Source organism: Phascolarctobacterium sp. Marseille-Q4147 (assembly GCF_017968825.1).
GTDB lineage: Bacteria > Bacillota > Negativicutes > Acidaminococcales > Acidaminococcaceae > Phascolarctobacterium_A.
Window position 1 is genome coordinate 1,801,427 of sequence record NZ_CP072874.1, and the last position, 14,563, is coordinate 1,815,989.

General features: G+C 44.1%; 12 protein-coding genes. 10 read left to right on the forward strand and 2 right to left on the reverse strand.

Going from position 1 to position 14,563, the window contains the following annotated elements; genetic code table 11:
* Positions 1-7 precede the first annotated feature (7 nt).
* The 10 genes from KAH19_RS08385 (at position 8) to KAH19_RS08430 (ending at position 13,021) form a co-directional block, all read left to right on the forward strand.
* Positions 8-3,430 carry a cobaltochelatase subunit CobN gene (locus tag KAH19_RS08385; protein WP_210684205.1) on the forward strand — a complete coding sequence of 1,141 codons (3,423 nt, stop codon included), beginning with the start codon at positions 8-10 and terminating at the stop codon, positions 3,428-3,430.
* Positions 3,423-4,418, forward strand: coding sequence for an ABC transporter substrate-binding protein (locus tag KAH19_RS08390; protein ID WP_210684206.1), 996 nt, complete (start codon positions 3,423-3,425; stop codon positions 4,416-4,418). The genes KAH19_RS08385 and KAH19_RS08390 overlap by 8 nt, the downstream gene beginning before the upstream one ends.
* A gap of 11 nt (positions 4,419-4,429) precedes the next feature.
* The gene (locus KAH19_RS08395) at positions 4,430-5,269 is read left to right on the forward strand and encodes a MerR family transcriptional regulator (protein ID WP_210684207.1); all 840 of its coding nucleotides are present in this window, start codon (positions 4,430-4,432) and stop codon (positions 5,267-5,269) included.
* A gap of 501 nt (positions 5,270-5,770) precedes the next feature.
* The gene (locus tag KAH19_RS08400) at positions 5,771-8,254 is read left to right on the forward strand and encodes an excinuclease ABC subunit UvrA (RefSeq protein WP_210684208.1); all 2,484 of its coding nucleotides are present in this window, start codon (positions 5,771-5,773) and stop codon (positions 8,252-8,254) included.
* 151 nt (positions 8,255-8,405) lie between these two features.
* Complete coding sequence (locus tag KAH19_RS08405) at positions 8,406-9,521, forward strand: Coenzyme F420 hydrogenase/dehydrogenase, beta subunit C-terminal domain (protein ID WP_210684209.1); 1,116 nt, start codon at positions 8,406-8,408, stop codon at positions 9,519-9,521.
* Positions 9,522-9,556: 35 nt separating this feature from the next.
* Positions 9,557-10,075: a DUF6125 family protein gene (locus KAH19_RS08410; protein WP_210684210.1), complete on the forward strand. Its 519-nt coding sequence runs from the start codon at positions 9,557-9,559 to the stop codon at positions 10,073-10,075.
* A gap of 99 nt (positions 10,076-10,174) precedes the next feature.
* Positions 10,175-10,936 carry a DUF134 domain-containing protein gene (locus tag KAH19_RS08415; protein ID WP_210684211.1) on the forward strand — a complete coding sequence of 254 codons (762 nt, stop codon included), beginning with the start codon at positions 10,175-10,177 and terminating at the stop codon, positions 10,934-10,936.
* Positions 10,937-10,983: 47 nt separating this feature from the next.
* A complete protein-coding gene (gene trxA / locus KAH19_RS08420; RefSeq protein WP_246869342.1) occupies positions 10,984-12,246 on the forward strand; it encodes a thioredoxin in 1,263 nt (420 codons plus the stop codon).
* A gap of 15 nt (positions 12,247-12,261) precedes the next feature.
* Positions 12,262-12,453, forward strand: a complete 192-nt coding sequence (locus KAH19_RS08425) for a 4Fe-4S binding protein (protein WP_021719326.1) — start codon at positions 12,262-12,264, stop codon at positions 12,451-12,453.
* Complete coding sequence (locus KAH19_RS08430; RefSeq protein ID WP_210684212.1) at positions 12,446-13,021, forward strand: 4Fe-4S binding protein; 576 nt, start codon at positions 12,446-12,448, stop codon at positions 13,019-13,021. Before KAH19_RS08425 ends, KAH19_RS08430 begins: the two co-directional genes overlap by 8 nt.
* 149 nt (positions 13,022-13,170) lie before the next feature.
* Here the strand turns inward: KAH19_RS08430 and KAH19_RS08435 are convergent, their stop codons facing one another.
* Together KAH19_RS08435 and KAH19_RS08440 are read right to left on the reverse strand one after the other, a co-directional pair.
* A complete protein-coding gene (locus KAH19_RS08435; RefSeq protein ID WP_021719328.1) occupies positions 13,171-13,650 on the reverse strand; it encodes a YbaK/EbsC family protein in 480 nt (159 codons plus the stop codon).
* Between the two features lie 25 nt (positions 13,651-13,675).
* Entirely contained in the window at positions 13,676-14,539 is an 864-nt protein-coding gene (locus tag KAH19_RS08440; RefSeq protein WP_246869343.1) for an Mrp/NBP35 family ATP-binding protein, read from the reverse strand.
* Positions 14,540-14,563 lie beyond the last annotated feature (24 nt).

Sequence of the window (14,563 nt, forward strand, 5' to 3'; positions counted from 1 at the left end):
AGGACTTATGAATTATATTTTGTTTGTATCCAATAAAGAAAGTGTTAATCCGTATTATATTGCTGCCTGGAAAAATGTTGCTGCAAGCAATGAACTAAATGAAAGTAATATAAAATTTAAGTTATTTAGCGGGACAGAAAAAACATATATAGATAGCAATGATATAAACAAAGATTGCAAAGGTATACTTATCAATTGGATGGGACAAAACGATGACAAGAGAGTTCTCCATATGCTTAGAATTGCTCAAGAGAAAGGTATTTCGTTAGTAGCAAATTTTACTTATGGTAACAATAAGATAATAAATTTACTAAACAATGAGATAGCTAACCAAGTAGCTTCGTATATGAATAATGGTGGCATGTACAATATAAAAAATTTATACTTGTATTTGCTCAATAATCTTCTAAATATCAATGTGATTTACAAAAATCCTAAAGAATTGGCTTGGTCTGGAATTTACATACCGGAAGCGGATAATGTTTTGACGAAAGAAGCTTTTTATGAGAAGTATTATAATCCTTCTTTGCCCACTGTAGCGATTAACTTTCCTAGGGAACATTGGGCTTGGGGACATACTTCATACATAGATAGCTTGATTAATGAATTACGACAATTGGACTGTAATGTGTTGCCTATTTTTTCTCATTGGAATCGTGATAGAGAGAGAAATATACCAGGTTTTGAAAATAATTTTTTAGAATTAGCCTGTTTAAAAGGTGCATTTATACCACAAGTATTAATAAATTGCTTATGGTTTTCTCTGACAGTTGGCAGAGATATTGAAGATAAAGATTTATTGAAGAAACTAAATATACCGATACTTCAAGGTGAAATACTTTTGCAAGATGTAGAAAGCTGGGAAGCGTCTAGTTATGGTTTAAATGAAAACGAGCTTCAAGCAAATATTATTATGCCGGAATTCGATGGAGTTGTACATGGTGTACCATTAGCTGGACAAAAAAAAGATGGTACTCTGGTAACTATGGTGCCAATTTATGATAATATAAAACTAATGGCAAAAAGAGCTTATTGTTGGGCACAGTTGAAACTCAAGCAAAATAAAGATAAAAAAATAGCTCTTATTTTTCATAATTATCCTGCAGGAAATGCTACAATCGGAACTGCTATGGGTTTGGATTCTCTTCGCAGCGGAGAAGTGATTTTAGAAAACCTTCAAAAAGCTGGCTACAAAACTGATGCGCTACCTAAGGAATCAGGATGGCTTGCCGAAAAACTGCTTTCTAGTTTTACTAATGAGGTTGAATTTTTTAAATCAGATCTTGAGCCATGTGGTAAATATCCTGTTGGTAGTTATAAACAATGGTATGAAAATTTAGGCGTGGACACTAGAAACCATATAAAAAATAATTGGGGTGAAATGCCCGGAAATTCGTTTCTTACTGATACAGAAGAAGAATTTAAAATTGCAGGGTTTAAACAAGGAAATATATTCATAGGAGTCCAGCCGCCAAGAATTGCTTTTGGTGATATTCAAAAAAGTTTTCACAATGGAGATATACCGCCTACACATTACTATTTGGCTTTTTATAGATGGTTGGTGGAAGTATTTAAAGCTGATGCAGTAATACATCTTGGTACTCATGGTAGTCTTGAATGGTTACCTGGTAAAAGCACTGGCTTATGCAGAGCTAGTTATCCTTATTTGGCTATAGATAGTCTTCCTAATATATATCCGTATTTAATATCTATTACATGCGAAGGACTGCAGGCGAAAAGGCGTGGCGCTGCAGTATTAGTTGATCATTTACCGGCTCCTTGTGAAGAAGCCGGATTATATGGTGAAATGCGGGAACTATATGATTTGGTAGAGCAGTATTTAGAAGCCTATAGATTACAAAGTTCTACAGTTTCGCAATTAGAGCAAGTAATATCTGAATTACTGCTTAAGGAAGATATGAAATGTTTTTGTAATAAGGAAAATGAAATTGATTTTTGTGAGCAGATGGAGAATTTACATGCTTATCTTGAGAAAATATCTTCAAACCAATGTAGAACAGGTTTGCATATATTAGGTGATTTAGGTTCTGAAGCGGATTTAAGAAATCTGATTAATAGTTTTACTCAGGGTAACAATGAACTTAAAGAAATTGTTCTGGATAAGTTGAGCCATACTGATGAAGAAATAACAAATATACTTAAAGGTTTAGATGGTTGCTATATTGAAAGTGGCTTATCCGGTGCCCCTTCAACAGGTATGCTGGATTGTCTTCCAAGTGGTAAAAATTTTTATGGTGTAGATCCACGCTTACTTCCATCTAAGTCAGCATGGATTATTGGTCAGCAATTAGCGGATCAGGTTATACAACAGTATATTGAGGAAGAAGGAAGATATCCCGAACGTATTGCTATGATATTTTGGTCAGGCACCAATATGCGTACCAAAGGCTGCGATATAGCTCAGGCAATGGCGCTTTTAGGTGTTTCGCCAGAATGGAATACTAATGGGAGAATAAGTGGTTTTAAGGTTATCCCGGTAGACGTTTTGAGAAGACCACGTATAGATGTTATAGCGCGAATAAGCGGTATGTATAGAGATTCATTGTATCCTACTGTAGAATATTTGGATGAATGTATTCAAGGTATTATGAAATTAGATGAGGACGGGAATGTTAATTACCCGCGTAAGCATATAATGGAGGATGCAAATGAATTAGAGACAACAAACTACGATAATTTGCAATGCAGAATTTTTGGCAGTGCACCTGGAACTTATGGTGCTGGTGTTAATTTGGCAATAGAAAGCAGGAACTGGCAAAGTATTGATGATTTAAGAGATGTATATGTATCTTGGGGAAGTTATGCTTATGGTAAGCAAATTAAAGGTCAATTTCTGCCAGAAGTTTTCTCCAAACAGCTTAGCAAAGTTGATTTAACGCTAAAAAATGAAGACCATTACGAGACAACGATGTTAGAATCAGATGATTATAATGCGTTTCATGGTGGCATGATTGCTGCAGTACGTAGTTTATCAGGAAAAGTTCCAAAGTCATTTTGTGGGAATTTGTCTAAAAAGGATGCTGTTAGTGTTCAAAGTTTATCAGAGGAAATGAAACAGTTATACTTATCTCAAGTCCTAAATCCTAAATTTATTCAGGGAATGAAGAAGCATGGCTATAAGGGTGCAGCTGATTTATGTAATATTGTAAGTCATAGCTTTGCTTGGGATGCAACCAGCAATGTTATTGAGGATTGGATGTATAATGATTTGACTAAAATGTATGTCCTTTCAAAAGATGTCAATGCATGGTTAAAAAAAGTAAACCCATGGGCTTTAAGAAAAATGTGTACTGTTTTGTTAGAAGCAAAACAAAGAGGTTTATGGAATACGCCTAAAGAAATTGAGAGTGCTCTACTACAAGAGTTTTTAGAAATTGAGGGTGATTTAGAGGAATTGAGCGATGAATAGTGATAATAAAATATATAGAATATTTTTCGCCATTGTTATACTAGTTTTGAGTTGCTTAATCATTGTATGTTTCGTAGGTATTAATCAGACGAACAGACAAGATAGTTATTTCGTTATTGATAATTTAGGATATAAAACTATTTTCGATGCTAAGCCTACGAGAGTTTTGTGTTATAATCTTACGTATGACACTATTCTTTTAGGAATTGCGCCTGCCGATTATTTAGTAGCTAAAAATTACCTTGACAAGGATCCAGCAATTTCGTATATTGCTGAGGAAACAAAGAATATAAAGACAGAATATAGGTTGTTTAAGCAACTCGGTGAAGAATCAATTATGGCGATGAATCCTCATGTTATCTTTGTACCTGATACTTTAGATAAAAATGTTATTGAATCTTATAGAGCAATGGGTATAAAGACAGTTGTCTGTAGAGGTCCCAATAGCATTGATGATATCAGGTATAACATAAGACTAATGTCTCAGTCCTTGGGTAAGGAAGAAAATGGTGATAAATTAATACGTGAAATGGATAGACAGCTAGCAGAAGTTCATGATAAGATTCAATTGAAACAAGCTGAACAACCGGTTGTTATGTTAGTATCCAGAATGAGACAGTACGGAGGAATCGGCTGTGTCTATGATGATATTTGTAAGCGTGCCGGAGTAAGAAATGCAATTAGTATGCAGGGGATACATTATGGTGAAACTGTAACCAAAGAATCTATTATAGCCTCAAATCCTGATATTTTTCTTGTTTCTGCAGGTAGAGAATATGAAGAAGCCATAGATGTTCAGTTTAGAAAAAAATTTTTAGAGGATCCTGCTTTTCAACATCTGAAAGGAATTAAAAGAGTAATAGCGATACCTGATAGGTATATTTATTCAAATTCGCAGAACTGTGTTTATGCTATCAAGGGATTGTATAATAGTATTTATGGACCTACTTTTGATATGAAGGAAGAAAAATTGTTAAAGGGTTATTAAGAAGGGGTACCATGGTAAAATCAATTAGAAATACATTTACATCTGGCGAAATTGCAAAGCTTGCTAATATTTCTAAGCAAACATTGAGTTACTATGAAAAAGAAAAGTTGCTACGGCCTGCTAAAAGAAATCAAGATAATAATTACGCGTATTATTCTTTAGCGGAACATCATGTGTTAGAAATGATTGTTTGCATGAGACGATTAGGTTTTTCTATAAAGGATATACGTGAGTTTTTGAATTACCGTGATGAAAATATCGTAAGTAATCTTTTGAGGAAAAAAGAAGAAGAATTAATCCTTGAACAGAAAGAACTTATGGAAAAAATGCTAAGTGTGCAAACTATTCTTAGGAAAACGGACCACATAAGAAATCTGATATTGGATAGAGTTTTATTGGAACAACTTCCTGAATATAAGATGTATGTTTCTCAATATCTATCTTCTGTGGATGGTGATAAAAATAACCTTATTATAAGGTTGAATTTCATGAAAAATCTTTTTAGGCTTAATAACTGTGATTTGACTACAGGTTGGTTTTTGAGTCAAGATAACACTAAAAAGTTTCAATGTAGTCCTGTAAGCAGGTTCTTTGCTATGGATAATTATAATTGTATTGATGATTTTCGAAAACTGGTTAATCATAAGACAAAAAATCAATGCTATGTTTCGATATATGGAAAGGGTAACTATCATCATTGTTGTGAAGCATGGATAAAAAAGTGTTTTCAATTTATTGAACGTAATGAACTTGAGATAAATGGTGATACAATAGTTTCTTTTGAAAAGGACTATTGGATTACTAATGACAAGAATGAATATGTTTTTAAATTATCAATACCTGTAAAATGATTTGTGAACTAGCAAAATAATACAATATATAAATATTTTTAAGTATATGAGTTAGTTTTATTTACGGTATCTATGAGATAAGCGGTTTCTCGGGCATAAGGGAAGCCGCTTTTAACTATGTGGTATTGTATCCGTAATTTTCGTAAGCGGTTAATACAGTCAGCTACGTATTTAGATACTGGTAATCTTTTTCTTGGTTCCGAAAAGCTATTTAAATATAAGTTCTATAAAATACTTAGGCTTTTGCACTTGACGAATTTTGGAAAATGATAAACAATTATATTTAAAGGATTTTGGGAATATAATAGGATATCGAATGATAGAATACTTTTTACAGGATTTGACGATGGGAATGACGGATATAGTTCTAATGTTATGCAGAATCTTTTTTATGACTAATTCTGCATTGAAGCATACAAGGTTACGTGCCTTGCTTAAGTATGCAAAATGAATAAATTCTTTTTTCTTTAAAAGCGATTCAATTCATACAGGAGCAGAAAAATGATTGATAAAATGCTTATCCGTGGAGCGAAGGTCCACAATCTGAAAAATATTGATCTAGACATTCCCTTGGGGAAAATCGTCGGCATTGCGGGTGTATCAGGATCCGGCAAATCATCCCTGGCGCTTGGCGTGCTGTACGCCGAAGGTTCACGCCGCTATCTGGAGGCGCTTTCGACATATACGCGCCGCAGAATGACGCAGGCCTCCCGTGCTTCCGTAGATGAGGTGTTGTATGTTCCTGCTGCTTTGGCGCTGCACCAACGTCCGGGAGTGCCGGGAATCCGCAGTACCTTCGGCACAGGCACGGAGCTGCTGAACAGCTTGCGCCTTATGTATTCGCGCCTTGCCAACCATCGTTGTCCCAACGGACATTACCTGGAGCCGACGCTTTTGGTTGCCGCAGGCAAGAAGCTGACCTGCCCGGAGTGCGGCGCGCAGTTTTATGCGCCGTCTGCCGAGGAGCTGGCCTTCAATTCGCAGGGGGCCTGCAAAACCTGCGGCGGTACAGGCAGCGTCAGCACGGTAGATTTAAGTACGCTAGTGCCGGATGAATCGCTTACCATCGAGCAGGGTGCTGTTGCACCTTGGAACAGTTTGATGTGGTCGCTGATGACGGATGTCTGCAAGGAGATGGGCGTGCGCATAGATGTACCGTTTTGCGAGCTTACGGAGCAGGAGAAGGATATCGTTTATCACGGTCCTGCGGAGAAGAAGCATATTCTCTACCATCCGAAGAAAAGCAATTCCAACGATTTTGCCGAGCTTGATTTTACCTACTTCAACGCTGTTTATACAGTCGAAAATGCGTTGTCTAAGGTAAAAGATGAAAAGGGCATGAAGCGCGTAGAAAAGTTTTTGAAGGAAGATATCTGCCCCGACTGCCACGGTACGCGTCTTTCCGCAACTGCGCGTGCGCCGAAGCTGTTGGGAATTTCGCTGGCTGAGGCCTGCCAAATGACACTGGTGCAGCTGGTAGCGTGGGTGCAGCGTGTTCCCGAAAGCCTGCCGGAGGCAATGCATCCGATGGCGGAACGCATCTGCGAAGCATTTACCGGCACAGCAAAGCGTCTTATGGATTTGGGATTAGGTTATCTTACGCTTGACCGCTCCGCTGCTACGCTCTCTACGGGAGAGAGGCAGCGGATGCAGCTGGCGCGTGCTGTCCGCAATCGTACTACCGGAGTTCTTTATGTGCTGGATGAGCCGTCAATCGGTCTGCATCCTTCCAATATCGTGGGACTGACCAGCGTAATGCATGACCTGGTGGCAGACGGCAACTCTGTAATCCTTGTGGACCATGATACGCAGATTTTGCAGGAGGCGGACTGGCTTGTGGAAATGGGACCGCAGGCAGGCGCCGGCGGCGGCCATGTAATTGCACAGGGAACGATAGCGGAGATAGAAGCAAATCCTGCTTCACAAATCGGCCCGTTCCTTGCCGGAAAGGCAGCGGCAAAACGGAAAAGCTGCGCTCAGAAGCAGGAGCTGTTTGCTGACGGCACCATTCATCTTGCTACTGCATCGATACATACCGTTAAGCCATTAGAGATAGATATTCCGAAGGGCAGGATGACAGTTGTTACCGGCGTATCGGGTTCCGGTAAAACCACAATGGTTTTGGAAAGCCTTGTGCCTGCGCTGGCTGCGGCGATTGACGGCAAGGCGCTGCCGGAGCATATACGTGCCGTTAACGCTGAGGGGATTGAGCACGTAAAGCTCATTGATGCGACACCTATCGGAATTAATGTCCGTTCTACTGTGGCTACCTATGCAGGCATTCATGATGATTTGCGTAAGCTCTACGCCAAATTGCCGGAAGCCAAAGCACATGAATATAAGGCCGGTGCTTTTTCGTACAATACAGGCTCGCTTCGCTGCCCCGGCTGTGACGGAACAGGCGTTGTCAGTTTAGACGTACAGTTTTTACCGGACGTGGATATACCCTGCCCGGACTGCCGCGGTTCACGGTACGCGAAGGCAGCCTACGATATCAGGCTGACGAACGAGGCAGGGGAGAGTGCTTCGCTGCCGGAGCTGATGGCGATGGACGTAAACACTGCTCTTGAGTTCTGCAAAAATATGAAGGGCATCAGCCAAAAGCTGAAGGTCCTGCGTCAGCTTGGTCTTGGCTATTTAACGCTGGGCGAGGAAACTCCAGGCTTATCGGGCGGTGAAGCGCAGCGCTTAAAGCTGGCCAGTGAAATCGGCAGGACGCAGCATGATTCTGTCTTTGTTTTTGATGAGCCTTCTATTGGTCTGCATCCGCTTGATGTGCAGGTGCTGCTGGAGGTTTTTCAGGCACTTTTGGATAATGGGGCAACGGTTATCGTCATTGAGCATGATCTGGACGTTATCCGTAACGCTGACTATATTATTGACATGGGACCTGGCGGCGGTGATGCAGGCGGACGCATTGTGGCCTGCGGAACGCCGGCGGAAATTAAGGAAAACGTGAACAGTATTACCGGCAGATTTTTGTGAGTAAGATTGGATTGGTAAGAGAATATCATAATAAAAATAAGAACTGACTTTGGCGAAAAATGCGTGATATAATAAAAGAAAAATCACTTAAGCAGAGTCTTATGCTGAAATATAAGCTGTAAAAGGCTATGGCAACAGGGAGGTTAAACACATGATTGAGCTGAGTAGTAAACAAAACTGTACAGGCTGCAGTGCCTGCGCTAATATTTGCCCGCGTGGTTGTATAAAAATGACTGCGGACGAGGAAGGCTTTTTGTATCCCAAGGTTAACGAAGAAATGTGTATGGATTGCGGTTTATGCGAAAATGTCTGCCCTATGCAGCACAAGCCGCAGCAGCATGAGCTGCTTGCTGTGTATGGCGCCAAGAACAACGATGATGCAGTGCGCTTTACCAGCTCCAGCGGGGGAATGTTCACGCTTTTTGCTGAGTTTGTCTTAAAGCAGGGCGGCGTTGTGGTCGGCGCTGCGCTGGATGAGCAGCTTAATGTGCAGCATGTGTTGGTGAACAGCCTTGACGAGTTGCCCAAGCTGCGCGGTTCGAAATATGTGCAGAGCAAAATCAGCAAGATTTACAGTGAGGTACGGCAAATTTTGCGTGCAGGCAGAAAGGTTCTGTTCAGCGGTACGCCTTGCCAGATTGCCGGTTTAAAGAGATATCTGGTAAAGCCGTCGGAGAATCTTTTAACGGTTGATGTTGTTTGTCATGGTGTGCCTAGTCCCAAGGTTTATCAAAAGCATTTGCGGGAGCTGGCGCAGGAGGCAGGCGAGCCTGTTGTGCAGGTGAAGTTTCGCGATAAGGCGAAGGGTTGGAAGCATGGCGAGACCTTGTTCTTTACCGAGAATCAGCGCTTCGGGGCGAGCAAGCGGCAGGAAACCTATATGCGCCTTTTCCTGAATAACATTAGCATTCGTCCGTCTTGCGGCGAGTGTGCGTTTAATAATAAGCGCAGCCAGGCGGATATTACGATTGCCGATTATTGGGGCATTGATAAGCAGTTCCCAAAATTTGATGATGATAAGGGCGTTACGCTGGTGCTGGTGAACAGTGCAGCCGGAGCGGAATTGCTGGCGCAGGTTAAGGACAAGGCGGAGCTTTTGACAACGGACTTTGCCAAGGGCGCGGAGTATAATGTGGCGGTGAGCAAGTCGCTGCCGCTTAATCCAAAGAGGCCATTTTTCTTTGAGCATCTTGATGAGTATACGCTGAAAGAGATGGTGGAGAGGTGTTTGGAGGATAAAGAAGAAAAAATGAAACCGTTGTTTTAAAATTACAATTCCCCCCATAAAGGAGGTTATTCATCATGTACAATAAATATCTTGCAGAGCTGAGCAAAGAACAGCTTTTGGAGCTGATTGAGCTCTACGCGAAAAACTGGCTAGCGCATGACGGCGTCTGGTTCCAGTCGATTGAAGGCAAATTCGGCATGGCGGAGGCCATGTACCATGATGAAGAGGCGTGGAAGCGCTTTACCGTTATCGAAGCCAAGCGCATCAAGGAGTTTTTGCAGCTGCCGGAGAATCCCGGCTTAGAAGGTCTGGAGCAGGCGCTGCACTATCGCTTTTACGGCAATCTGAATGAGCATGAATGTATCCATGACGGCAACAGGCTCGTTTACCGCAACCGCGACTGCCGTGTGCAGACGGCGCGCAGCCGCAAGGGTATGCCGTATCATCCTTGCAAATCGGTCGGCATTTACGAATACAGCGGTTTTGCAGCTACGATTGACGCGCGCATTAAATGCCGTTGCCTGAGCTGCTTCCCGGATTGTACGGAAAGTCCTGACGGCTGTGCGTGGGAATTTTATCTGGAAGAAGAGTAGAATATTTGCTGGTGCAAAATTTAAATGGGCATATGTCAAAAATATAATTGACATATGCCCATTTCGTCTATATAATGGAATCAGAGAGGGGGAAATCAGATGCCCAGACGAGTGAAATGCAGAAAGGTTTGCCATTATCCGCAAACGCTGGAGTTTTTACCGCAAAACAATAATGCAGAGCTGGAGCCTATTGTTCTTACCGTTGACGAATACGAAGCGATACGCCTGATTGACAGGCGCGGTATGAGTCAGGAGCAGTGCGCGGCCTTTATGCAGATTGCGAGGACGACAGTGCAGCGCATTTACGAAACGGCGCGCAAGAAGCTGGCGGATTTTGTTGTAGAAGGACGGCCGCTGCGTATCGAAGGCGGCGATTTTCGGCTCTGTAACGGCAGCAGTACAGGCTGTGGCTGTGTGGATTGCTTTAAGCAAAAATTATATGAAAAATACAAGGAAAAGGGAGAAGATATCATGAGAATTGCAGTAACCTACGAAAACGGAGAGATTTTTCAACATTTCGGACATACCGAGGAGTTTAAGGTTTATGATGTGCAGGACGGCAAAGTTGTTGCGTCCGAGGTTGTGGATACCAACGGCCAAGGTCATGGTGCTTTGGCAGGTGTATTGACCGCGCTGAAGGCAGACGTTCTGATTTGCGGCGGTATCGGCGGCGGGGCGCAGATGGCGCTGGCTGCTGCAGGCATTAAGCTGTACGGCGGCGTAAGCGGCAGTGCAGACGCAGCGGTAGAGGCTTTGCTGGCAGGCAATTTGGACTACAACCCCGCTGTTAAATGCAATCACCACGGTGAGCACGGCGAAGGTCACACCTGTGGTGAGCATGGCTGCGGCGGACATCACTGATATAAGATAAACTACGAAAATTTCATCGCAAAGGAGGCCTGATGTAAATGGCGATTATTGTAAACCCGACGGCTGCAGAGTTCAAGCAGATGCTGGCCGAAAAGAAAACATTTCTGGCGGATTTTTATGCGACCTGGTGCGGTCCCTGTAAGATGCTCAGTTACGTGCTGGAGGACATTGCTAAGGAGATGGGCGAGCGTATAGACATCGTGAAGATTGATATAGATAAGGAGCCGGAGCTGACGGAGAAAATGGATATAACCATTATTCCCGGTCTGTTCTTTATTAAAAACGGCGAGGTTGCTTCGCGTTACGCAGGATTTCTGCCGAAGGAACGCCTGCAGGCAAGACTGGAAAAGCTGTTGGGCAACGAGCCGCCGGTGGAGCAGGCTCCCGATAAAAGCTATGACCTGATTATTATCGGCGGCGGTGTTGCCGGTCTGACGGCAGCTGTTTATGCGCGCCGCGCTGGCTTGAAGACTTTGGTGCTGGAATCCTTTGCTCCCGGTGGTAAGTTGATAAAAACCTTTGAGATTGAAAACTGGCCCGGTATCAAGAACGTCAACGGCTCACAGCTGGCCTACGATATTTATGAGCAGGCGATGGCGTTGGGTACGTCCTATGTTTATGAGAAGGTTGCAGCGCTGGAGGTTGACGGTGTGGAGCGACGTGTGTGCTGCGAAAGCGGGGCGGAGTTTACGGCACCGGCTGTGATTATCGCTACCGGTACCGTGGAGCGCTTGCTGAACATTCCGGGTGAGCAGGAGATGATTGGCCGTGGCATCAGCTTCTGTGCTGTCTGCGATGCGGCGTTCTACCGCAATAAGCCGGTAATTATTGTGGGCGCAGGCAATGCTGCCTTTGAGGAATCGTTGTATCTTGCGGAATTTGCATCGAAGGTTACGATTCTGGCGCGCCGTGATGTCATCAGCGCAGAGCAGATTACGCAGGAGAAGGTGGCCGCTAATCCGAAGATTGAGGTGTTGACCTGGCGTGTACCGCAGGAGGTTATTATCGAAAATAATCGCGTTGCGGGCCTTAAGGTGCTTAACAAACAGACGGGAGCAACAGAAACGATGCTTGCAAGGGGCGTCTTCCCCTATATCGGTGCGGACCCTGTTACAGAGTTCTGCCGTGATTTGGGTATTACCAATGACAAGGGATACCTTGTTGTGAAAAACGATATGTCAACTGCGGTTGCCGGTGTATACGGTGCCGGTGACGTGTGCGACAAGGTGCTGCGTCAGGTTGTAACGGCGACTAATGACGGCGCTATTGCGGCTCAGAGCGCGCTTGCGTATTTGCGTTAAAGGACGTGTGGCGTTATGAAAAGATTTGCGGTGGTAAACGAGGACAGATGCGTTTCCTGCGGTGCCTGCACGCAGGTGTGCCCGCGTCAGGCAATCAGTATATACAAGGGGTGTTTTGCAAGAGTGGACAGGGAGCGCTGCGTTGGCTGTGGCCTCTGCGCCAAGACCTGTCCTGCAGGCAGCATCAGGGTGGCAACAGATGGCTAAAAAAACGCAGCATTGGTATGATTATCTTTGGCTATGGCCGATAATTTATTTTGTCCTAGGCTTTTTCAATATCTTTTTTGCCTGGCTGGGAATGATTGATTTTATGGTGCCTGTTTTGTTGGCACTGTTTGGCGGTAACAAGCTGTTCTGCAACCGTTACTGCGGACGCGGTTTGCTTTTGGCAAAGCTGGGCGGCGATTGGAAGTGGTCGCGTAATCGCGCTACGCCGGAGCTTTTAGTTGCCAAATGGTTCCGCTTCGGCTTTTTATGCTTCTTTATGGCCATGTTCGGCAATATGCTGTGGCAGACTTATCTTGTAGCTGCGCAGGCGCAGTCTTTGCGCGAGGTAGTGATACTGCTCTGGACGTTTAAGCTTCCCTGGACGTGGGCCTATACCGCAGGCAGCTCTTCGGCGTGGGTTGCGCAGTATGCCTTTGGCTTTTACAGCGTAATGCTCACCTCTATGCTGCTTGGCTTAGTGGTAATGGCGCTGTTCAAGCCGAGAACCTGGTGTACCTTTTGCCCAATGGGTACTATGACGCAGATGATTTGCAAAATGAAAAAATAGCTTGCGAAAAAATTGCAAGCATATGAAAAATGACCTCCTGTATTCAGATGTAAAAATCTGCTTGCGGGAGGTTTTTTATGCGCAAAAATACGCAGCAGACGCCGAATCTGCTGCGTATTGAAGATTGAATTTGATGTTGTTATAAAGGCTTATTCCTGCCAGCCCTTGCACAAATCTACCCAGCCCTGACAGTTGGCACTGTACTGCTCCAGCTCGTCCGGAGTCAGCTCAATAGCGCTGTTGTGGCTGCCGCAGGCAGGGAAGAAGGTTACAAAGCGTTTGAGGGAAACGTCAAGATAAACCTTAACGCCGTCATTAATACCGAAGGGGCAAACACCGCCGATAGCATGGCCGATATCAGGCTCCACTTCGTCAGCGGTCAGCATCTTGGCCTTGCAGCCGAAGAAATGCTTGTATTTGGCGTTATCTACTTTAGCATCGCCGGCAGTGACGATGAGGATAACGCTGTCATCATGCAGCTTAAAGGAAAGGGTTTTGGCGATGCGCGCAGGCTCACAGCCTGCTGCCTGTGCTGCCAGCTCTACAGTAGCGCTGGAGGTTGCAAACTCTATGATACGATTATCTGCATTAAATTGTTTCAAGTATGTACGAACCTTTTCTATAGACATGACAAAAGCCTCCCTTTAAAAATGCTTACTGAAAATTATCAGTTAAAAAATCACAGCAGTCATCCAGCTCTGCTACCTGGCATTCCGCCAGCTTGCCTGCATCGCAGGCCGCTGCTAAGGACGGATTAATCGGCAGGCGGGCGAGCACCTTCAAGCCGTAGGCATCGGCAGTTTCTGCCAGATGGCTGGGGCCGAAGATTTCGTAATCCTTGCCGTTATCGGGGCAATGGAAGTAAGCGTAGTTTTCAATCAGACCGAGAATCGGAATGTTCATCATACGCGCCATTTTTACTGCTTTGGCAACAATCATGGAAACAAGCTCTTGCGGAGAGGTTACGATGATGATGCCGTCAACAGGCAGGGATTGGAAGACGGTCAGCGGTACGTCACCGGTTCCCGGCGGCATATCAACAAACATAAAGTCTATATCTGTCCAGATGGCATCACTCCAAAATTGCTTTACCATGCCGGCGAGCAGAGGCCCGCGCCAAACAACAGGATCAGAATCATTCTTCAAAAACATATTGGCAGAAAGTACCTCCAGACCGCAGGGAGCAGTAAGAGGCAGAATACCGATTTCGTTGGCCTTAGCCTTGCCGTTAACGCCCAGGTTGTGTCCCATAGATGGGCCTGTGATATCAGCGTCCAAAACAGCACAGCGCTTACCGCGGCGTTGCATGCTGCTGGCCAAAAGGCCGGTGATCAGGGATTTGCCTACACCGCCCTTGCCGCTGACTACGGCGATAACCTTCTTGACGCTGCTCATCGGATTGAGCTGCGCACGGAAATCAGTTGCCTGTGTTTTTTCTGCAGCTGCTGCGGAGGGGCAGCCTTCACAGCTGCTGCGGCCGCAGGAAGATGCATTGCTGCATTGTTGTTCGTTAGACATAAATTACACCTTACTCTCTAATTG